Source organism: Geomonas propionica, assembly GCF_016458235.1.
Classification (GTDB): Bacteria; Desulfobacterota; Desulfuromonadia; order Geobacterales; family Geobacteraceae; genus Geomonas; species Geomonas propionica.
Window position 1 is genome coordinate 1 of record NZ_JAEMHK010000023.1, and the last position, 18,670, is coordinate 18,670.

Annotated in this window: 22 protein-coding genes; 16 read left to right on the forward strand and 6 right to left on the reverse strand. The window is 54.9% G+C overall.

Annotation, left to right across the window (positions count from 1 at the left end; translation table 11 throughout):
- Positions 1 to 78 precede the first annotated feature (78 nt).
- The 4 genes from JFN90_RS21250 to JFN90_RS21265 all read right to left on the reverse strand — a co-directional run bounded on the left by JFN90_RS21250 (position 79) and on the right by JFN90_RS21265 (position 3,745).
- On the reverse strand, positions 79 to 300 hold the full coding sequence (locus JFN90_RS21250; RefSeq protein ID WP_199397134.1) for a glutaredoxin family protein: 222 nt from the start codon (positions 298 to 300) through the stop codon (positions 79 to 81).
- A 15-nt stretch (positions 301 to 315) separates the two neighbouring features.
- On the reverse strand, positions 316 to 492 hold the full coding sequence (locus JFN90_RS21255; RefSeq protein ID WP_199397135.1) for a hypothetical protein: 177 nt from the start codon (positions 490 to 492) through the stop codon (positions 316 to 318).
- A gap of 68 nt (positions 493 to 560) precedes the next feature.
- Positions 561 to 1,973 (reverse strand): sigma-54-dependent transcriptional regulator, encoded by a 1,413-nt coding sequence (locus JFN90_RS21260; protein WP_199397136.1) that lies wholly within the window; start codon positions 1,971 to 1,973, stop codon positions 561 to 563.
- Complete coding sequence (locus JFN90_RS21265) at positions 1,970 to 3,745, reverse strand: transporter substrate-binding domain-containing protein (protein ID WP_199397137.1); 1,776 nt, start codon at positions 3,743 to 3,745, stop codon at positions 1,970 to 1,972. Before JFN90_RS21265 ends, JFN90_RS21260 begins: the two co-directional genes overlap by 4 nt.
- Positions 3,746 to 3,936: 191 nt before the next feature.
- Here JFN90_RS21265 and JFN90_RS21270 point away from each other — a divergent pair, with 191 nt between their 5' ends.
- Together JFN90_RS21270 and JFN90_RS21275 are read left to right on the forward strand one after the other, a co-directional pair.
- A complete protein-coding gene (locus JFN90_RS21270; protein WP_199397138.1) occupies positions 3,937 to 5,835 on the forward strand; it encodes a methyl-accepting chemotaxis protein in 1,899 nt (632 codons plus the stop codon).
- Between the two features lie 342 nt (positions 5,836 to 6,177).
- Complete coding sequence (locus JFN90_RS21275; RefSeq protein ID WP_199397139.1) at positions 6,178 to 6,801, forward strand: fibronectin type III domain-containing protein; 624 nt, start codon at positions 6,178 to 6,180, stop codon at positions 6,799 to 6,801.
- A 7-nt stretch (positions 6,802 to 6,808) separates the two neighbouring features.
- Here JFN90_RS21275 and JFN90_RS21280 read toward each other — a convergent pair whose 3' ends face one another.
- The gene (locus JFN90_RS21280) at positions 6,809 to 7,069 is read right to left on the reverse strand and encodes a hypothetical protein (protein WP_199397140.1); all 261 of its coding nucleotides are present in this window, start codon (positions 7,067 to 7,069) and stop codon (positions 6,809 to 6,811) included.
- 196 nt (positions 7,070 to 7,265) lie between these two features.
- Here JFN90_RS21280 and JFN90_RS21285 point away from each other — a divergent pair, with 196 nt between their 5' ends.
- Both JFN90_RS21285 and JFN90_RS21290 read left to right on the forward strand, forming a co-directional pair.
- On the forward strand, positions 7,266 to 7,565 hold the full coding sequence (locus JFN90_RS21285; protein WP_199397141.1) for a transposase: 300 nt from the start codon (positions 7,266 to 7,268) through the stop codon (positions 7,563 to 7,565).
- A complete protein-coding gene (locus JFN90_RS21290; protein ID WP_328756031.1) occupies positions 7,562 to 8,416 on the forward strand; it encodes an IS3 family transposase in 855 nt (284 codons plus the stop codon). Before JFN90_RS21285 ends, JFN90_RS21290 begins: the two co-directional genes overlap by 4 nt.
- A 101-nt stretch (positions 8,417 to 8,517) precedes the next feature.
- Here JFN90_RS21290 and JFN90_RS21295 read toward each other — a convergent pair whose 3' ends face one another.
- A complete protein-coding gene (locus tag JFN90_RS21295; protein ID WP_199397142.1) occupies positions 8,518 to 9,915 on the reverse strand; it encodes an integron integrase in 1,398 nt (465 codons plus the stop codon).
- 646 nt (positions 9,916 to 10,561) lie between these two features.
- On the opposite strand from JFN90_RS21295, the gene JFN90_RS21300 reads away from it, so the two are divergent.
- The 12 genes from JFN90_RS21300 to JFN90_RS21355 all read left to right on the forward strand — a co-directional run bounded on the left by JFN90_RS21300 (position 10,562) and on the right by JFN90_RS21355 (position 18,494).
- Positions 10,562 to 11,041 (forward strand): hypothetical protein, encoded by a 480-nt coding sequence (locus tag JFN90_RS21300; RefSeq protein ID WP_199397143.1) that lies wholly within the window; start codon positions 10,562 to 10,564, stop codon positions 11,039 to 11,041.
- A gap of 125 nt (positions 11,042 to 11,166) precedes the next feature.
- Positions 11,167 to 11,529 carry a hypothetical protein gene (locus JFN90_RS21305; RefSeq protein WP_199397144.1) on the forward strand — a complete coding sequence of 121 codons (363 nt, stop codon included), beginning with the start codon at positions 11,167 to 11,169 and terminating at the stop codon, positions 11,527 to 11,529.
- A 167-nt stretch (positions 11,530 to 11,696) separates the two neighbouring features.
- A complete protein-coding gene (locus JFN90_RS21310) occupies positions 11,697 to 12,263 on the forward strand; it encodes a hypothetical protein (protein ID WP_199397145.1) in 567 nt (188 codons plus the stop codon).
- 136 nt (positions 12,264 to 12,399) lie between these two features.
- Positions 12,400 to 12,705 carry a hypothetical protein gene (locus JFN90_RS21315; protein ID WP_199397146.1) on the forward strand — a complete coding sequence of 102 codons (306 nt, stop codon included), beginning with the start codon at positions 12,400 to 12,402 and terminating at the stop codon, positions 12,703 to 12,705.
- Positions 12,706 to 12,808: 103 nt separating this feature from the next.
- Positions 12,809 to 13,285, forward strand: a complete 477-nt coding sequence (locus tag JFN90_RS21320) for a hypothetical protein (RefSeq protein ID WP_199397147.1) — start codon at positions 12,809 to 12,811, stop codon at positions 13,283 to 13,285.
- A 152-nt stretch (positions 13,286 to 13,437) separates the two neighbouring features.
- Positions 13,438 to 14,130, forward strand: coding sequence for a hypothetical protein (locus tag JFN90_RS21325; protein WP_199397148.1), 693 nt, complete (start codon positions 13,438 to 13,440; stop codon positions 14,128 to 14,130).
- A gap of 93 nt (positions 14,131 to 14,223) precedes the next feature.
- Positions 14,224 to 14,991 carry a hypothetical protein gene (locus JFN90_RS21330; protein ID WP_199397149.1) on the forward strand — a complete coding sequence of 256 codons (768 nt, stop codon included), beginning with the start codon at positions 14,224 to 14,226 and terminating at the stop codon, positions 14,989 to 14,991.
- A gap of 312 nt (positions 14,992 to 15,303) precedes the next feature.
- A complete protein-coding gene (locus tag JFN90_RS21335; protein ID WP_199397150.1) occupies positions 15,304 to 16,020 on the forward strand; it encodes an RluA family pseudouridine synthase in 717 nt (238 codons plus the stop codon).
- 307 nt (positions 16,021 to 16,327) lie between these two features.
- The gene (locus JFN90_RS21340) at positions 16,328 to 16,741 is read left to right on the forward strand and encodes a hypothetical protein (protein ID WP_199397151.1); all 414 of its coding nucleotides are present in this window, start codon (positions 16,328 to 16,330) and stop codon (positions 16,739 to 16,741) included.
- Between the two features lie 111 nt (positions 16,742 to 16,852).
- On the forward strand, positions 16,853 to 17,521 hold the full coding sequence (locus tag JFN90_RS21345) for a hypothetical protein (protein ID WP_199397152.1): 669 nt from the start codon (positions 16,853 to 16,855) through the stop codon (positions 17,519 to 17,521).
- 125 nt (positions 17,522 to 17,646) lie between these two features.
- Positions 17,647 to 17,961: a hypothetical protein gene (locus JFN90_RS21350; protein WP_199397153.1), complete on the forward strand. Its 315-nt coding sequence runs from the start codon at positions 17,647 to 17,649 to the stop codon at positions 17,959 to 17,961.
- 173 nt (positions 17,962 to 18,134) lie between these two features.
- Positions 18,135 to 18,494, forward strand: coding sequence for a hypothetical protein (locus tag JFN90_RS21355; protein WP_199397154.1), 360 nt, complete (start codon positions 18,135 to 18,137; stop codon positions 18,492 to 18,494).
- Positions 18,495 to 18,670 lie beyond the last annotated feature (176 nt).

The following is an 18,670-nucleotide window of genomic DNA, read 5'->3' on the forward strand; positions in this document are numbered from 1 at the left end:
CGAAGAGTTCGAACAGCAGGAGTTTAAGATGGCAGCATAAGGGTTTTTAACGTGTCCTCTATTGCGAAGACAGGTCATCTACTCCCCTTTACCCGCCGCCCCCCCATCCTCAAGCTCACGCATCACCCGCTCGATGGCCCGGACATCGCAGCCGTCGACGATCCGCTTGCCCTGGTCGAAGACGATGAGGGGGACCATGTCGCCGTGGTAGCGTTCGCGCCATTCCCGGTGCGCGACCTGATCTTTCCGGATGTCTCGGGTGGCGTAGGGGATCCCTTTGCTGGTGAAATAACTTTCCACCGAGGCGCAGTAGCTTCAGCCGCTGCCGATGTAGATGGTTATGGCGGGGTAGTGCCGGGTGGCGGTCGGGAGAGGGGATGACGGCGTGGCGCAACCGGGGAGAGGCAGCGCGAGCAGCAGGACCAGCGCGGCCAGTCGGAACACGGTCCGGTGACCTAGCGGCGGCATCTCGATTTTGTGGTAGTGCTGCATCAGTTCCTCCGGGGCCGTCATCCTGGCACTTACGTTAGCGCCACAGCAAGCCGTTCCTCGTCCACCTCTTACGCCCGCTGCTGCTTCAACCTCTTGCTCAAGGTCGGCTGCGACACACCCAAAAGCCGTGCCGCGATGGACTGGTTCCCCTCCGACCGCCGCACCGCCTCGGCCACCAGGAGGTCGATCGCCTCGGTGAACCCCGGCAACCGGTCCATCCCGAAGAACGGGTTGTCCGAAGGCTCCACCGGCTGCTCCGCTACCGATTGCGCCGGCCGCTCGCCGATGGCGCGCATGAACGCCTCCATGGAAAGGACACCCCCCTGGTGCAGGCTGACCGCGTCGTACACCATCGCCTTCAGTTCCCGCACGTTGCCGGGGAAGTCGTAGGTGGCGAGGAGCACGGCGAGTTCTTTCGGGAGCGTCGGCTTCTTCTTGCCGAATTCCCGCGCCGCCAGCTCCAGGAAGTGGTCCAGCAGCAGCGGTATGTCATCTTTTCTCTTCCTCAATGGTGGGACGTGCAGGTGGTGCGCCCGCAGCCGGTAGTAGAGGTCGTTTCTGAACTGCCCCGCCGCCTGCCGCGCCGCCAGGTCCTGGTGCGTCGCCACTACCACCCGCGCCCGGATGCGCCGGGGTCGGTCGCTGCCGATCGGGTAGTATTCCCCCTCCTGCAAAAGCCGCAACAGTTTCACCTGCGACCCAAGGCTCAGGTCGCCGATTTCGTCCAGGAACAGGGTCCCGTCGGCGGCCTGCTCGATCATCCCCTTTCTCGCCTCGCCCGCGCCGGTGTAGGCGCCCTTGACGTGCCCGAACAGCGTGTCGGACACCATGGTGTCGTCCAGTCCCGCCACGTTCACCGCCACTAGTTCCCCCTCCCTGCCGGAAAGCCGGTGCAGTGCGGAGACGATCAGTTCCTTGCCGACGCCGCTCTCTCCCGTCACCAGGATGGGCTGGGAGGAAAGCGCCACCGCCTCGACGTACTGGAAGATGGAACGCATCCCCTTGTCACCGGTCACGATGTCGTTAAACGCCTCCGGGTGCTCCAGCCGGTCGTAGAGGAACCGGTTTCTCAGTTCCCGGTTCTCCAGTTGCAGCTCCTTCTCCCGGACCGCCCGCTTCACCCCCTTGACGATGCGCCCCTCTTCCGAGGTCTTCACGTAGTAGTCGAAGGCGCCGCTACGCATGCAGTTCACCGCCGTCTCCAGCTGGTTCAGGCCGCTCACGATGATCACCGTCACCTCGGGATGCTCCTCGGCGATCCGCTCCAGCAGTTCCTGGCCGGAAAGGTGCGGCATGGTCAGGTCGAGCAGCACCACCCCCACCGTGTGCTCCGTCATCATCTTCAGGGCCTGCCGGCTGTCCGGGCAGGTGAGGATGTTGGTGAGCCCGGCGCGCTCCAGGGTGATGCTCATGGCATAGAGCCAGTCCGGTTCGTCGTCGACCAAAAGGATGCTGAAAGAAGGATAGAGGGTGGTGGTCATGCCATGGACTCCTTGTCGGGCAAGGTGAAGGTGAGCCGTGCCGTGGTGCCTGCGCCGGGGACGGAGCTGAAGGAGAGCTCGCCGCCGTGTTCCTTTACGATGCCGCTCGATACCGACAGCCCGAGCCCGGTTCCCCCGCTGTCGCGCTTGGTGGTGAAGAAGGGATCGGTGAGGCGGGAGAGATGTTCCGGCGCGATCCCCGTCCCCTGGTCGCGCACCTCCAGGATCACCTGCCTCTGGTCCGCCTCGAACCAGGTGACCAGCTCGATGCCTTTGTCCGGTGCGGGAAGCGCCTGGCACGCGTTCACCACGAGGTTCACCACCACCTGTTCGATGCGCTGGGCGCTGCCGTTGAGTCTGGGGATGCCGGTGCCGAGGCTCACGCTGAAATGTTCCGTGCTCTTCTCCACCAGGTTGGCCAGAAGGCGCAGGGCCGCCTGCACCGTCTCGTTCAGGTCGAACTCCGCCGCCTGCCCCGGCTCCTGCTGTCTCGCGAAATCCTTCAAGTCCTCGACGATCAGCTTGACCCGCCGCGACCCTTCCTGCATCTGCTGCATCAGCTTGGGGAGCGCCTCGCGCATGCGGGAGTAGGGAAGGCCCCCGAACTCGAAGTCGCCGTTGTCCCGGTAATACTCCTCAAGGATCGGCTCCGCGTCCCGGAACGCCTCCATCGCCACCGGCAGGTTCAACAGGATCAGCCCGTTGGGGTTGTTGATCTCGTGCGCCACGCCGGAGACCAGGATGCCGAGCGCCGCCATCTTGTCCGCCTGGACCAGCTGCTGCTGACGGTTTATCAGCTCCTCCTCGGCATGGCGGCGCTCCTCCACCTCGCGGGTCAGTTCGGCCGTGCGCGCCGCCACCTCGCGCCCCAGGGTGCGCGACCAGAGCACGGCGCCGCCGGCTACAAGGATCAGCGGCAGCACCACCACCGCACCGTACTTGAATACCTCGCTCCAGGAGAGCCCCGGCGGTTCCAGGACCCCGAGCCACTTGTTGTAGATCCTCTGGTACTCACCGGTGTTCTTCAAAATGGCGAGCCCCTCGTTGAAGCGCGCCAACAGCGCCGCGTTTCCCTTCTTCACCGCGAAGCAGTACTGCTGCGCCGATACCGGGTCGCCCACCGCCTCCAGGTTGGAGAGCCCCAGTTCCCGGATCAGGTACAGGCCGGGCAGTTTCGCCATCACCGCGTAGTCGTGCTTCCCCGAGGCGAGCGCGCGCAGCACGTCGGCGTGGGTCGGCACCGGGATCACCTTGGCGCCGATGCGCTGCGCCGCCAGGAACTCCTGCATGATGCCGTCGTTCAGCACCAGCACCTCCTTGCCGCGCAGGTCGGCCAGGGTGGGATGCCGGTTCCCCCCTTTGCGGGCGAAGATGGAGTGGTGCACGATGGTGTGCGGCGGCGAGAAGTCCACGCCTTTGGCGCGCTCCTCCGAATATGACATCCCCTCCAAGAGGTCGACGTCCCCCCGGACCAGGTCCTGGCGCCGTTCCGACCATGCCCCCAGGCGTATTTCGACCTTGAGCCCCATGACCCGGGCCACGGCGCGGGTCAACTCCACGTTGTAGCCGCTGGGCTTGTCGTCCTTGTCCAGGAACTCGTAAGGAGGGTAGCTGCGGTCGCCGCCGACGATGACCAGCGAGGGAGCGGCATCGGCGGCCGGGGCCGCGTGGGCGCAGATGACGCTGCAGAGGGAGAAGACGGCGGCGAGGAGGAAAAGGCGCAGGTACCGGTTGGGGCAATCATGGCGCTTGATAGTTCGTGCTGATGGCATGGATGCAGCTTATCTATGAAATTCGCCGCTTGCAAGATCATCTGATGCTACCGAAGGAATAAACGACGGCTGGTACATTATTTTGCGCCAATGTTTCCTGCGTTGTCGTTTAAAGTCCTCAAGCACATTCCTTATTGCACCGAAATGAAAGGAATGAGATATCCCTATTGTAAGAACATGAGAGGTGACCAATGAACCTGAGAAACAAGGTAAACATTACTGTCGTCGTCGCTTTTGCCATAGCGATCGTCGCCCTGATAGTTACCGCCGCCACCAGTTCGCGCAGGATCATGGGCAGCATGGTCAACACCTCACAATTGTCGCTTGCCAGCGACAACGCCGCCAGTGTCAACTCGTGGCTCTTGAGCAAACAGGCGATTATAGCTGCGGGCGCCAAGGAGTTATCCAGGGATCCGGGACAGTCAAAGGAGCAGCAAATGAGCCTGGTGAAGCTTCTGGCCGAAGCGGGCGGCTTCTCCACCGTCTATCCCGGCTACGAGAACGGCGTGTTCATCTCCTCCGACGGCTGGGTGCCCGACGCCGGTTGGGATCATCGCAAGAGGCCCTGGTACGAGAAGGCCAAGTCGGAGATGAAGGTGTCCCAGACCGAGCCGTACGTCGATGCCCAGACCGGCAAGACCATCATCTCCTTCATCGCGCCCATCACCGCCGGCGGGAGCTTCGCCGGCGTGCTCAGCTCCGACATCATGCTCGACGACGTCATCAAGCAGGTGTTGAACGTGAAGGTAGGGAGCTCCGGCTACGCCTTCATCATGGATAAGACCGGCAAGATCCTGGTGCACCCGAAAAAGGAACTCGTGCTCAAGAAAAAGTTCCAGGAGGTGACCGCCGGGCTGGACGACCTGAGCGCCAAGCTGTCCGCCGCGCCGGCCGGCAGCTTCGAGTACCAGATGGGGGACGTCGCCAAGATCGCGTCCTACGCGCGCATTCCCGCCGCAGACTGGTACATCTGCGTCACCGCGGACAAGGCCGACGTGTTCGCACCGGTCAACAGGCAGGTCCGTGCCCTCATCGCCATCGGCGCAATTTTCCTCGCCGTCGGCATCGCCATCATCTTCTTCATCGTGATGAGGCTACTGAGCCCGCTGGGCGTGCTCTGCACCCGCGTCACCGACCTGGCCGAAGGGGAGGGGGACCTGACCAAGCGGGTCGACGTGGGGAGCCGTAGCGACGAGATCGGGCTTCTGGCCGAGAAGCTGAACACCTTCGTGGAGAGCATGGGGAGCATCATCTCGCAGATCGCCTCCGCCTCCAGGTCGCTTGCCTCCGAGTCCAACGCCCTCACCTCAACCTCCATGTCCATCTCGGTCGGCGCCGAGTCGGTGGCCGGGCAGACCGCCACCGTGGCCACCGCCAGCGAGGAGATGGCCGCCACCGCCACCGACATCGCCAACAACTGTCACCAGGCAGCGGCCAGCGCCCAGCGCGCCGCCGATACCACCCAGCAAGGCTTCAAGGTGGTCACCAGCACCGTGAACGGCATCCGCGAGCGCGGCGAGCTGACCCGCGACAACGCGCAGGCGATCTCCTCGCTGGGAGAGCGCAGCGAGCAGATCGGCGCCATCGTTGCGACCATCGAGGACATCGCCGACCAGACCAACCTCCTGGCGTTGAACGCCGCCATCGAGGCCGCCCGTGCCGGCGAGCAGGGGCGCGGTTTCGCCGTCGTCGCCGACGAGGTGCGCGCCCTTGCCGAGCGCACCACCCGGGCCACCAAGGAAATCGGGAGCATGATCAGGGCCATCCAGCAGGAGACCAAGGCCGCCATCGCCTCCATGGAAGAAGGGGTGCGGGGGACCGACCAGGGGATCCAGGAGGCCGCGCAGCTTGAAGGGGCGCTGGCGAGCATTCTCGAGCAGGTGAACGAGGTGACCGCCCAGGTGAACCAGATCGCCACCGCCGCCGAGGAGCAGGGCGCCACCACCGGCGAGATCACCAACAACATCCAGCAGGTGACCGCCGTGGTCCAGGAGACTGCCAGCGGCGCCCAGGATTCCGCCCAGTCCGCCTCCAGGCTCTCCGAGCTCTCCGGAGAACTGCAGCGCATCGTCGGCAAGTTCAAGCTGTAACACCGCCGAAGAGCTCCAGTAGGAACCAACGCGAAGCGGGGGACGAGCAAAGACTCGTCCCCCGCTTTCTCATGTTCATCTCGTCATCGTCCTGTAGGGGCGAATAATCATTCGCCCGCCTTTGCCTAAGCCCCCTCGCGGTGTCCCAAATTTCACGCAAAGTCGCAAAGACGCGAGAGACATCCAAATAATCCTGAAGCCTTGCTTTCTTTGCTCCTCTGCACCTCCGCGCCTTTGCGTAAACTTCGATGTGGCTCGCCCCAAACATTTGTTGTTGCAATGACCGATCTGCATGCTAGTGTATTGGAGGTTTTTAATTGAGTAAAGGGAGGTACCCATATTGTGAAAAATCGTAACGGCGGAGAAAAGGACGAGGAGCTCATCCGTGCAAGCGGCGACCTCCTCACCAACTTGATTAAAGATCCTTCCATCATGCAAAGCATCTATACAGTGTTACCTAACCTGGAGAAGTTGCAGGCCGCCCACGAACGGCACATAAACATCTTCCAGCAGGTCCTGGGTGGCGCCCGTGACATGGAGGGGGAACTGGAAGCTGCCCGCAATGAAGTCATCACACAGTCGAGTCTAATTCACGGCATGGTGACCCTTACCGGCAAACATGACCCGACTATTCCGCAGAGGCTGGGCCTGGTGCATCAGATCGGCAGCAAGCGCCATTCGGCCGCTGGTCTTTTAGTCCCGGAGAACTTCCGGATGGCCTACGAGAAACGCAGTATCGTCGCGCGCGCGTCTGCGGTCAAGGGGGCCAGGAGTTACGAGATCTGGCTTTGCGAAAGTGACCCTCTCGTTGAAGCCAGTTGGAGGCACCACGCGACTTCAGGCAAGATCAATCGGATCGAATTAACCGGTCTCACGCCCGGCAAGCTGTACTACTTCAAGATCAGGGCTGTGGGCGCCAGCGACGCAGGGCCTTGGTCCAACTTTATCAGCATGATGGCTATCTAGACATCCTCTACAGTGTCACCACCGCGTGGTTACTGCTTCCGTACCCGGTGGTGACACTCCCTCCCATCCCACACCCTCCTCTACATGAAGTACTCCTTAAGACAAAATCAGAAAACGCCATCGCAAAATCGGAAAACGTGGTGACAAAATCGGAAAACGCGAAGACAAAATCAGAAAACGCGAAGACAAAATCAGAAAACGTCATCGACAAATCGGACAACACGGTGACAAAATCGGAAAACGTCATCATAAAATCGGAAAACACCATGACAAAATCCGAAAACGTCATCGTAAAATCGCAAACAGGATGACCAAATCGGAAAACGTAATCGTGAAATCGCGAAACACGGTGACAGATTGGGAAGGGGGGGAAGGGCTGTACAAATTTTGTGTAAAGGGGCTCCCTGAGCTATCTTCACTTTTGAGGACACACCATATATCCTAACGGGCCAGGAGGGTGTGTCATGAGATCGAATCGCAAGTACGATTCAGAGTTTAAACGGGAAGCAGTCAAGTTGGTCGTCGATGAGGGCCGCACCATCCGCGAGGTAGAGAGCAGCCTAGGGATCACCCATGGTGTTCTCAAAGGGTGGGTCCAGAAGCACCGGGACCAACAGGACCCTGTCAAAGTCAGCCAGCTCTGTGTTGAAGCTGAGCTAAAGCAATTACGCAAAGAGAACGAAAAGCTGCGCCGTGAGCGCGACATCCTAAAAAAAGCAGTGGCCATCTTCTCAACGGATCCGGATCGATATTCGGATTCATAACCGAGCACCGCTCCGAATTCGGAGTCGAGGAGATGTGCCGAGTTCTTGGAGTGACTCGGAGCTGGTATTACGCCCATGCAGTCGGCAGAGTGACCAAACGACAGCGTGAAGACCAGGCACTATTACCGGCAATCAAGAAAGCCTTCCACGACAGCGACAAGACGTATGGTGCAGTGCGAGTGCTCGAAGAGCTTCGTAAGCAGCAGCGGTACGTCGGCAAGAACCGCGTCAGGCGCCTAATGCGCGAAAATGATCTGCGAGTGAAGACTAGGCGGCGATTTAAAGTCACCACTAACTCGGATCACAAGCGCCCGGTAGCGCCGAACCTTTTACAGCGCCAGTTCCATGCCCAAGCTCCAAATCGTGTATGGACCGGAGATATCACTTACATCGAGACTGCTCAGGGTTGGTTATACCTGGCGGTGGTACTGGATTTGTTCTCCCGCCGGATCGTTGGCTGGAGCATGAGCGACCGTATGACAGATGACCTGGTCGTAACGGCTTTCTCCAATGCAACGGTAAAGCGGCGGCCACCAGGCGGCTTCGTCTTCCACAGCGATCGTGGTTCACAGTACTGCAGCAAGCGTTTCGGTGCCGCGGTTAGAAAGGCTGGCGGCGCGCAAAGCATGAGTGGCACCGGATGCTGCTACGACAACGCTGTCACCGAGACCTTCTTCTCAACACTCAAAAGAGAGTTGGTCTACCACTGCTCTTTCAAGACCCGGCAGGAAGCGCAGAGTCGGATCTTTTGCTACATCGAAGGCTTTTACAATCGCAAGAGGCTTCACTCAGCCATCGGCTACTGTTCACCTGAGGAGTTCGAGCAGCAAGGCTTGAGGTTGGCGGCATAAGGGTTTCTAACGTGTCCTCTATTGCGAAGATAGGTCACCCTGCTTAAGATGCCCGCCATCAGTTGGGCACCTACTTTCGACTGACCTGTGGCCTCAAACGCTCAAAAGTCCAGCGGGCTTTTCGGCGCTTGCTGCGTCAGTACGGGAACGCAGTGGGTGTAGACCATGGTCGTCTTCAGATTGGCGTGGCCAAGGAGTTTCTGGATGAGGCGGATGTCGTAGTTTGCTTGCAGCAGGTGTGTGGCAAAGGAGTGGCGAAAGGTGTGGGCGGTCACGCGCTTGAGGATCTTTGCGCGGCGCACTGCGTTGTGAAGAGCCTCTTGGATTTCCGTTTCGTGCAGGTGGTGTCGCCTCCTCTCGCCGGTGCCAGCAACCACGGTGAGCGTCCTTTGCGGGAAAAACCACTGGTGGATCAACTCTTTTGCGGCATGAGGGTACTTCTTCTCCACCGCGTCCTGCAAGAAGACGCCGTCATATCCTGCCGCCAGATCCCTTTCGTGCAAATGTGCGACCGCCTCTATCTGCGCTTTCAATGCCGGCAAAATCGATGCGGGCAGCGGGACCGTTCTGTCCTTGGCCCCTTTGCCATGGATGGTGAGCATCATGGCGTCGAAATTAAAATCCTGCACACGCAATTGCAGGCACTCGAACAGGCGCAAGCCACACCCGAACAGGAGGCTTATGAAGAGCCGGTACGGGTAAGCCAGTTGACCAAGAATGGCATCGATTTCAGCACGTGAGAGCACCATCGGGATGTACAAAGACTTCTTCGCCCGGGGCACATCCTTGAGGATCCCGAAATCTTTCATGAGGGCGTGACGATAGAGAAACAGGAGGGCGTTGAAAGCCTGGTTCTGCGTCGACGCCGCTACGTGGCATTTGACGGCGAGAAAGGTGAGGTATTGCTTTACATCTTCCGTGGATAAGTCATCGGGACTTTTATTTTTTAAAAAGCGTTGGAAATGGCGAGACCATGTCGCATATGTCTTCAGGGTTTTCCTGGAGTAGTGCCGCAGCTTTATTTCTGCGGCAAGTCGTTCGATAACCGTATCCCACTCCGGAGAATCCGACTTTTCGGAATATCCAGCCTCTTGGTAGTTTGAGGTGCGCAGCAGGGATTGAGTGGTTGGCGTATTAATGTCCGGGGCAATGGCGGCGGTGTCGGTTGGAGGATTGGGAACTGTCTCGGCTGGTTGGGGGGGCGCAAAATCGGAGGAAGTCGTGGGAGCACGTCGTTCGTTGTTTTTAAGCAAGGCGAAGTATAAAGAAACTGCATGGGCCGCATGTCGTTGCTGGTCGGCAGTCTGGTTTCTCTCACCCAATTTCTGACAGAAAAGGCGCACCCTGTCTGACTTAGACGGTGCTGGTGAATATTTTTCGCAAAAATCAAGGTAATATCTGAGCCATTGCAGGTACTCCGCGTGCAGCGATGGCGGGACCCGCGACTGTGCCAGGAGATTTAGGAATGCCGACACGACCGCCTTGGGGATACCATTCATCACTTCGCCTTTGACATGTATGCAGCATCTCTATATATTGCGATTGATTTGTGACGACAAATGAAAGTAGTTTAGCCGACGCATCTTCTCTTTGCGGGGAAGATGGAGGATGGTCAGTTTTCTGGCCATCCTCCCAATTGGCACAAATTCCCACCTTCCCAGTGTGCCATATCAGCACCTTACGTCAATGCGGTTTATGTGTATAGGCTAATATTCTTCTCGATGTGGGAGGATGGCGGCAATTTCCCACTAATATGTTGTTGGCCGCGATGAACCCCAAGGGCAACAGTTTAGGTAGAGGGGAAAAACCAAAAGCAGATTGCACGCGATGAGCTACAGGGACGAAAGTTCCGGCCGAAAAAGGAAAAACCTAAAAGTAATTAGCGTAAATGGCAAGAGCGTTCTGGACTTTCGCTGTGCAGGTGGTGGCGAGAGTGAAGGTCCTTACAGCACGTTTGAGGGCACATCCCGACATTCAGGGTTGGCCACCGTCTGATAAATGCGATCGCGCTTCCGGCTTCCGAGCCCGCGCATGGCCCAACCACAACGGGTGGAGACGGTCTCCGCAGTTGGTAAAAGCGAGTAAAAGCCTGCACAAGTTAGGTTGCTCCGCCGCTCACCCGCAGCCCGTTGGACGATGAGAATTATGAAACCAATTCATCACTGCAAACTTCGAATATTCGCTGACTATCGGCAGTTCTATCTCTGGGACCCTGTTGCGAGCGAACGTCTTGCGCCCACAGAATGGACAGACGATGATGTCCACCGGAGAATCAAGATAGCTGATCATGTGGTTGTCATTTGTCCAGAAAGGAATATGGAAGTTCCGGTTCACATCCGATTGTTTGATAAGGATCCTGGTTTCACGTTAGGACAGTGGGACCATATTGCAGAGGCGCCATTACTGATACAGAGCGGAATCCTTGAAGTCCATGAATGCACGGGAAGTGATCTCGCAGCTTTCTCCGTTGCCCCCGGACAATACAGAATAAGGTCAATGCACTGTTCTCTTGGGCAGTTGTCAGAGGACGGACTCGAAGGGGAAGATCATTATCAAGTCGATATCTGGCCAAGCCAAACAAAAACGATGATTATCATCAAACAATGGGAAGAAGGTAACTGGTAAGAGAGAAAGAGCAACCAAGGGACCTTGAAAGGCTAAAATCGACGTCAGATTCGCCCAACCAACGGGTTACACCTGACCAAAAACCGGCAGGTGAACCCTCAGCCGTTGTAGAGATAGGAAGGTAAATGCCGATACTTCAGGCGAAAAAAGAAAATGCTATTGATGCTGTCAGCCAACTGATAGCCCTTCTGGAACGGTGTAGGGAATATGGATGGGCTTCAAAGTTTATTCCGATTAAAGATGCTCTTGTCGACCTTGATTTTGACAAGGCAATCCACCTTTATTCGCGCATTCCAATGCCGAACATGGGAGGTTTTTTGGACCTTATTCTCTCAGAGCGAAACGGACACTTAGTCCGAAGTTACGATGAAGATAATGCGCTTCTTGAGATGCTTAGAGGTGTTGTCTCCCAGGCAATAGGAAATTTACGCCTTTATCTAAGTTACGAAATTGATCGTCCCCTTGTGAAGGTCCCACGCGGTGGATAGCGGGACCGGGATGGTCGGCGTAAAAAGAAGGCGGGCCGAGGTATTGGAACGTTAGGCAGTTTACAACCAAGGAGGTGGACCGGACTTCGCTGTAATTGAAAGCGGGGGTAAGCGTGATGAAGCTTAGCGCTCGCCGGTCACCTTCCGCCGTTGGACGAGGAACGATAATGAAAAAAATAATTATGGTTTTCGCTGCCCTGGTAATTGTTGTGGCAGTAGTATTTTACGTATTTAAAAATAGATCATCTGAGCCCGCCCTCCTTCAACCTACTGAAAAAACGTCTTTATCCCCGGAAAAAATTGCTGAAGTATTTTTGAAGGCTGATTACGATGGCGCTCGCCTTGGAGGCTCACATTCTTTAGGTGAAGTGGCGAGTCATATGGTGTCCCCAGAAGGAGAATTTGAGCCTGGGTGGGATACAGCCATCATAATAAATGACTACAGTGTCTCAACTCCTGCCATCAAAAATGGTGCAGCAAAAGTTGTCGTTAGGTATAACGTTCTTGGAAGCATTGCTGGTGCTCAAGAGTTGGAAAAGAAAAACAAAACCGAAAAAACTGAGTTCCATTTCAAAAGTGTTGGATCTAATTGGAAATTGATTGCTCCAGTTGACCTTAATCCACACATTTCAAAAGTAACTGCAATCAAGTCTCTTGAAGATTTGATTGACCCGCATGATGAAGAAAGATCAGAGCAAATGCGACAGCTTATTTCTAAGGTTCGGAAAATGTAGCTAGGCTGGCTCTTAAATTACCAACAAGCGCCAAGACCGGTCCAGCCGGTCAGGCTTATGACGTTGGGCAGAAGCAAAAAAATGCATTTGAAGAACCATAAAAGGGCAACGCGCCCCTTTCCTGGACACGCATAAAATGAGCAAATCTGGTGAATTCTACAAAAAATATGCGCCAATACCTCTTGCCCTGCTGACCTTGGCATTTGCCCTTGAAGCAGCCGGTATGGGAAAAGTTGCTACCTCATCATTCTTTTTATCTGTAACTATAACCCTTGGAATGATTCTTATTGCAGGGGTTCGTTTTGATGAATTGAACATAAGAGGTGTAATTTTTTCGAAGACTAATAGTCCCGCCGCATTTTACATCGTTTTTAGTATATTTTTGGCCTTGTTAATCGCGGAAATTATTGTGTGGTTTTGGTTGATACGGATTTCAGACTAAGAATGCACGATTTCCCATATTTAAGCAACTTGTAGCGCCCAACCAGCCCCATGGACGCCGACCGCCCGAAAAATCTGGGCGGGCGGGTCATGGGGGCACCCCGTTGGCCAGAAGAAATATAGAAAGAGCGACAATGACACGATCTCAGTTTATTCGAACAATTTTAGTTCTCTGTTCGGCCCTCGCTTTGGTCCAAGGGGCCATCGCAAAGGGGAACGATCTCCGAGATCTCCGAAGGAGTTGGGTCGGCGAATACCCATCAACGAGAAAGCAGAACCTTTTAAATGAACCAAGACTTAAGGGGAAATTGAAGGCACTTCTTGGAGAGGAGCGATATAAGCAACTCCTTTCTGATGATTACCTTCAAATACCAATAGATTACGTCGAAGGATATTTTGTTCTGAGCTATGCAGCCAACCTCCACATAATGCCCAAAGCAGAACAGGTCTATATCATAATCCGAGAGCATACAGGCTCACTGCACGTTGCTATTCAGGATGATCGAAACAAGATCCAATGGATGCACAGCGATGAACCTGAAATTCCATTCAAGATTCTTGAAATGCTAAGCTTTAAGTGAAAATTGAGCCCAGGGTAAAAGGGGACAGGCTACTTTTCCCAACAAGAGCTGGTAGAGACGGACTCCGCAGTCGGTAGGAGCTGGTAACAGCTTTCAAAAGTTGGTTCGCTCCGCCGCTCACCAGCAGCCCGTTGTACCATTCGAGGCCGAATATGACATGGAAAAGATTTGTAGTTGCCTTGATAGCTTTGACCTTTGCGGCCTCAACTGCTGTTGCAGAGCAAAAGAATGCCACACAGAAGCTGGTCGAAGAACAGATGCCCAATCTTAGACTGCTTCAAAACTCTAATGTTAGTGAAGTCACTGGGCTTTATCACCCGCAGCTAGAAAAATACGCTTCGCTAGCCGGATACGACTTAAAACGAGTTGTAAAAGCATTGAGTTTGCGGCCTGAAAAGGGAAACGTACCCGTTTATATTGGAGGGAATAGCCGGTATAGAGCGGGAGGATTCACAAGTGGCAGCCTGAAGGTTTTTGAAATTGCTCCTGTACAGTTCGGCGGCAAAAAGAAGCTTTACGTTCTTTTAAATAGACAAAAGCTCGATCAATATGATGTGGAAAATTTTCATAAAGGTTGGATTTTAGTGGAGATGTCACCTGAATATGTCGTGTTGAAAAGCCACGATCTCTTTGCTGACTCAAAGCGTCCTTGGCCCGGAGGGGAAGCTATATATACCGCTTTGAAAGTAACGAAAAACGAGCTACATGTTTTGCTCACTTACGAGCAAGCGATTAAAGACTTCGAGGTTCACACCAAATGTGATTACACTTTCGCACCTAATCCTGAAGGATTACTTACCTTTAAGAGGGTGAAAGAAACGACGGTCGACGGGCCAATGCCTTGAGATGAAGCCCAACCAGGCCGGTGGAGCGGTGCTTCCCGCTCACCGCCCACGACGTTGGTCTAAAAAACTGCAATTGAAGAACCGGAGATATACATGTTTGTCGTTGCCATTTACGGTTGGCAGGAAGAAACACCTGAACTGGTGCAGGAACTTGCCGGCGCCCTTGGCATCATGACGTTCGAGGCGCGGCAGCGATTGATCGGTGGAGGACCGTCCGTTGTTGCCAGTTTTGCGGATCACCAGCAGGCGAGGGCGTTGGCGGAAAAAGTGAGTCGTGGCGGCATCAAGGCCCTGATTGCCGACGCCACGGCGGTACGCATGCGAAGCGGGTTTTTAATCGTGCGGCGCTTCAGGTTTGAAGGCCGCATGCTGAACATCGAGACTCACAACGGCCAACAAGAGACGTTCCCCTATGCAGATATGGAACTGCTCATCACGGGTACAAGCGTCGTGGGCTTCAGCGAGACAAAAACTATTGTGGAGAAAAAGTTCAGCCTGGGCAAGACCTTGCTTACCGGCGGCATCCCTATGACCAGCAAGGTTGAGCGTCAGGAAGAAGTTTCCAGCGAGGAGAGTGAACAGGTACTCTATCTTTATGCTAACGACCGACCAACGACAATCTTCAGCCTAAACGGCATGAATTACGACGGCTTCGGCGCGGAGATGAAATTGTCCCGGAAACTGAATTTCTCACACCTCATCAGTCAACTGCGCCTGCATGCCTTCGGTGCCGCCTTCGACGACCGCCTGCTGAACAAGATCAACCAAGTACGCCTGCTTGGCCCCGCTCAAGGCCGGGAGGCCAGTCTGGATCTTGCCGCTGAGATCCTCGCCCGATGCCTGCTGACAAGCCGTGGATAAAAGATGAGGGGGCAACTCTTGAAAATGGAATAAATTTAAAATGTATTCCATCCAGAAAAATGGACCCGCCAATAAAAAGAAGGCAGGTCATTTCATGGCTGTTGGGCGATAAAAAATGCAACTGAAAATATCTGACCAAAAGACACTGACGCACGACTATCAAGAGATAATCGCAGCAAAAACTATGAAAGCAGAAACGCCGATGAGCTTGTTCAAGTGATTTCGAATGTTTTTCGAGAAGTTGCGTGATATGAGCTTTTGATTGAATACTGAATGGCCCCCATCCGCCGCTGGCCCCGGAGAAAGTTCGCCATGTCAGCAGCTAAACATCACCCCCAAGGGCTCACGATCCTGTACGAAGACCGGGACATCATCGTCATCGAGAAACCGTGCGGACTCCTGACAATCGGCACCGGCCGGGACAAGACGCGCACGGTCCATTCCATCCTCAACGATTACGCCCGCAAGGGAGATCCCCGTTCCCGAAACCGGGTCTATATCGTCCATCGCCTGGACCGGGAGACCTCCGGCATCCTGATTCTGGCCAAGAGCGAAGCTAACAAGATCTATCTGCAGGAGCATTGGCAGGAGACGGACAAGCACTACGTGACGGTGGTTCACGGCACACTGGCACGGAAGAGCGGCACCATCAGCAGCTATCTGGCGGAGAACAGCGCCATGCGGGTTTATTCGACCACCAACCAGGCGCAGGGCAAGCTTTCCCACACTGAATACGTCGTCATGAAGGAGAACCGCGGCCTCAGCCTGCTGGCAATCCATCTGCTCACCGGGCGCAAGCACCAGATCCGGGTGCACCTGTCCGAAGGGGGCAATGCCGTGGTGGGAGACAGCAAATACGGCACGGACCGGTATGCCCACGCAAACTTGGCGCTCCATGCCCGATCGCTCACGTTCACCCATCCGGTCAGCGGCCGGCGTATGGCCATCGAGACCGGCATCCCCGACTATTTTACTCGGCTGGTCGGCAGTATCTCGCCGAATAAACCGACGGACAAATGCCGGGAATAGATATGGGGTCTTCTGCCCCGACATAATAGTGAAAAAAGCAATTACCAACAAGGTCCATAGACACCGACCGCCCTAATAAACTAGTCGGGCGGGTCATGGCCCGAGACGTTGGAATAGAGAGGAAACATGCGATTCATTACACTTCTTGTGATCTACATCCTCAGTGGATCGAACGCCCTGGCGCAAGAATGCGGACAACCCGTAAAGGTGGTCGCTGGAAAGTTTTTAGAGGCACAGCATGACGGACTTTTGATGGTCTGGGAAAAGTCCGAGGGGGGTGTGGTTTTTTCGAAAGAAAGAGAACGAAGTGAACGCGAGAAATCCGGAATTTGGAGGGAGAGTTCTGTCTCTGACCGCTGACGAACTAGGTGTGGTCGAATCCTATTCAATCCAGAAATGTAATCAAGGTTCCGACAATGGAGAAATCCAAGTAACGTTCGACCTTGTAGCAATTACGAATGGTGAAGGGGACCTAAGCAGGAGGATTGTGCCGTCTAAAAGGTCGCTTAATGTGGTGTACAAGCTAATTTCGAGGCAGGGGCACTGGTATGTGCTAGATCCGCCGAAGCCAATGGTTTCACGGGTTAAATTGACAGAGGCTTTACGCGATGCTGCGACTTCTATGGCGACTGTTGTACAAAATCCTATGGCATCACAAGCACAAAAAAAGCAACATGTGAAATATAAGCAAGAGCTTGAAATACTTCAGACCCTGAAGTAGGTGACAGGCGGAGACGGCCGGTCTGATCAAAGGGCAAATCCCAACAAAGTGCAGCAGCGGACGGCAAAAGACGCCGCCGCTGTGCTCTCGGCGTTAGCAGAAAGGATGAAAATGAAAGAACATCTGGAAATTTTAAAGAGGGTCGGAAAAGTATTGATCGTCCTCGGCCTTCTGGACATTGGGGTCATGATTTACTGTATAACGAACGGAATCTCGTACTCATCAAGTCTTAACATCTTTGCTGTCATCGCCGGAATCTTTCTATTCCGCGGCAGCCTTCGTGCGGTTGCTGTCGTATCAGGGTTTGGAACCTTTTTGATTTCCGCCTTCACCTGCATGATAATCCTATGGCCATTTTACCAACCGATTGAACTAACACTACTACAGTTCAAGCTAGATCCAGTTTCATTCTGTACATCGTTAGCTATTGGGCTTCTCGTTTTGGGGCTTCTTTACTGGGTTGTCAGCGAGTTGCGCCAAGAACCAGTGCTAAAAGCAAGAATTGAGGCAGGAACCAAACATACTTCAATCAAAGTGCCAGTAATCTTAGGAATAGTCCTTACTGCAGTACTGACGATAAGCCTCCGAGTAATGCTTAATGGAGAAACAGCACAACAAGCAAAACAACGTGCAGAAAAAGAAGTTGGCCAAGGGTACAAGTTCCATGTGCGTTCACTGAACACGATGCTTAACTCACAAGGAAAGTTCATTTCGTCCACCGTGACCGCCTACAGCGATAAAGAGATGCGTGTAGTCCATGTGAACTGGGAAGAGAAGTGAGGTGCTAACCAGCGGCAACAGCGGTCTCCGCTGACGCTCCGCCGCTGGTGCCTTGAGACGTTGGACGCGGTGCCAGAGTCTGACCTCGAACTGGAGTGGATTAAAGAGTGCCTGCGGGGATAAAAATGAACACTGTCACTTACTACAATACCTCCACCGAGGTTCAGATCGGTGATCACGTCGAATTTAAGGTATGGCTATTCTTCTGGAAAGGTTGGCAAAAAGGGCGAGTCTACTATGTTCCAGGGATGTCTCCTAAAAGCGACACCCTCGAATATGACGGACTATCTTGGGTTTCCATCCACGACCCAAAAGGTAGTCCGGTAGGAGTTGTCGTCAATCCGGAGACAGGACAGCTAAAGGAGACTGTGCGGTTTATTAGACGGTCCGATGATGAGTTGACTGGAACACCCGCAGATTATAGCTTCCCTGATGAGTAAAAAGGGACCGGGACAAGATACCAATGAGTTCGTGGTCCAACCACAACGGGTGGAGACGGACTGCGCGAGTCAGTAGGAGCGAACAGGAGCCTGTGAGTGCAAGGTCGCTCCGCCGCTCACCCGCAACCCGTTGAAGGCCGCAAGGGCGGCCATTACTGATAAAAGGAGGTTTCATGAAGAAGTTGCTGTTGCTGGCTGGGGGGCTGCTGCTGGGAGGGTGTACGTCGGTGGGAAGTGTTGGGATGGTAACCAAGAGCATGGCTGATCCTGGCTCCCTGCTCAAAAATGCCCAATCATACAAAGAACTAGGACCGGTCGAGGGAGAGGCCTGCCGGTTTTTTATTTTAGCGATGGTGCCGTTCGGAGACTCCACCTTTTCCAGCGCAGTCGACGAAGCGCTTATAAAGTCAGGCGGCGACGCATTGCTTAATGTCACCGTTTCCAGCAGCCTTTACGGCTTCATCCCCATCTACAATTTCTTCAGCTACACCTGCACAAACGTCAAAGGAATTGCCATCAAGTTGAAACAGTGAGGTGAAGGGATCTAATGAGGAGATGAGGGGACGAAGGAGATGAGGGCAGCCCAAGGGGTCAGGCACCATTTAATGTGGCGCAGAAATTAAATAATGCCGATCGAAACTGGTGGAGACGGTCTTCGCGGGACGGTGAAAGCGGGGACCGCTTGTAGAAGTCAAGCTACTTCGCCACT

Bases quoted from the DNA above. Each gene is read 5' to 3' on its own strand.
- JFN90_RS21255 (WP_199397135.1), bottom strand. From the start codon at position 492: ATGCAGCACTACCACAAAATCGAGATGCCGCCGCTAGGTCACCGGACC.
- JFN90_RS21260 (WP_199397136.1), bottom strand. From the start codon at position 1,973: ATGACCACCACCCTCTATCCTTCTTTCAGCATCCTTTTGGTCGACGAC.
- JFN90_RS21265 (WP_199397137.1), bottom strand. From the start codon at position 3,745: ATGCCATCAGCACGAACTATCAAGCGCCATGATTGCCCCAACCGGTAC.
- JFN90_RS21270 (WP_199397138.1), top strand. From the start codon at position 3,937: ATGAACCTGAGAAACAAGGTAAACATTACTGTCGTCGTCGCTTTTGCC.
- JFN90_RS21280 (WP_199397140.1), bottom strand. From the start codon at position 7,069: ATGGTGTTTTCCGATTTTATGATGACGTTTTCCGATTTTGTCACCGTG.
- JFN90_RS21285 (WP_199397141.1), top strand. From the start codon at position 7,266: ATGAGATCGAATCGCAAGTACGATTCAGAGTTTAAACGGGAAGCAGTC.
- JFN90_RS21295 (WP_199397142.1), bottom strand. From the start codon at position 9,915: ATGAATGGTATCCCCAAGGCGGTCGTGTCGGCATTCCTAAATCTCCTG.
- JFN90_RS21300 (WP_199397143.1), top strand. From the start codon at position 10,562: ATGAAACCAATTCATCACTGCAAACTTCGAATATTCGCTGACTATCGG.
- JFN90_RS21305 (WP_199397144.1), top strand. From the start codon at position 11,167: ATGCCGATACTTCAGGCGAAAAAAGAAAATGCTATTGATGCTGTCAGC.
- JFN90_RS21310 (WP_199397145.1), top strand. From the start codon at position 11,697: ATGAAAAAAATAATTATGGTTTTCGCTGCCCTGGTAATTGTTGTGGCA.
- JFN90_RS21315 (WP_199397146.1), top strand. From the start codon at position 12,400: ATGAGCAAATCTGGTGAATTCTACAAAAAATATGCGCCAATACCTCTT.
- JFN90_RS21325 (WP_199397148.1), top strand. From the start codon at position 13,438: ATGACATGGAAAAGATTTGTAGTTGCCTTGATAGCTTTGACCTTTGCG.
- JFN90_RS21330 (WP_199397149.1), top strand. From the start codon at position 14,224: ATGTTTGTCGTTGCCATTTACGGTTGGCAGGAAGAAACACCTGAACTG.
- JFN90_RS21335 (WP_199397150.1), top strand. From the start codon at position 15,304: ATGTCAGCAGCTAAACATCACCCCCAAGGGCTCACGATCCTGTACGAA.
- JFN90_RS21345 (WP_199397152.1), top strand. From the start codon at position 16,853: ATGAAAGAACATCTGGAAATTTTAAAGAGGGTCGGAAAAGTATTGATC.
- JFN90_RS21350 (WP_199397153.1), top strand. From the start codon at position 17,647: ATGAACACTGTCACTTACTACAATACCTCCACCGAGGTTCAGATCGGT.
- JFN90_RS21355 (WP_199397154.1), top strand. From the start codon at position 18,135: ATGAAGAAGTTGCTGTTGCTGGCTGGGGGGCTGCTGCTGGGAGGGTGT.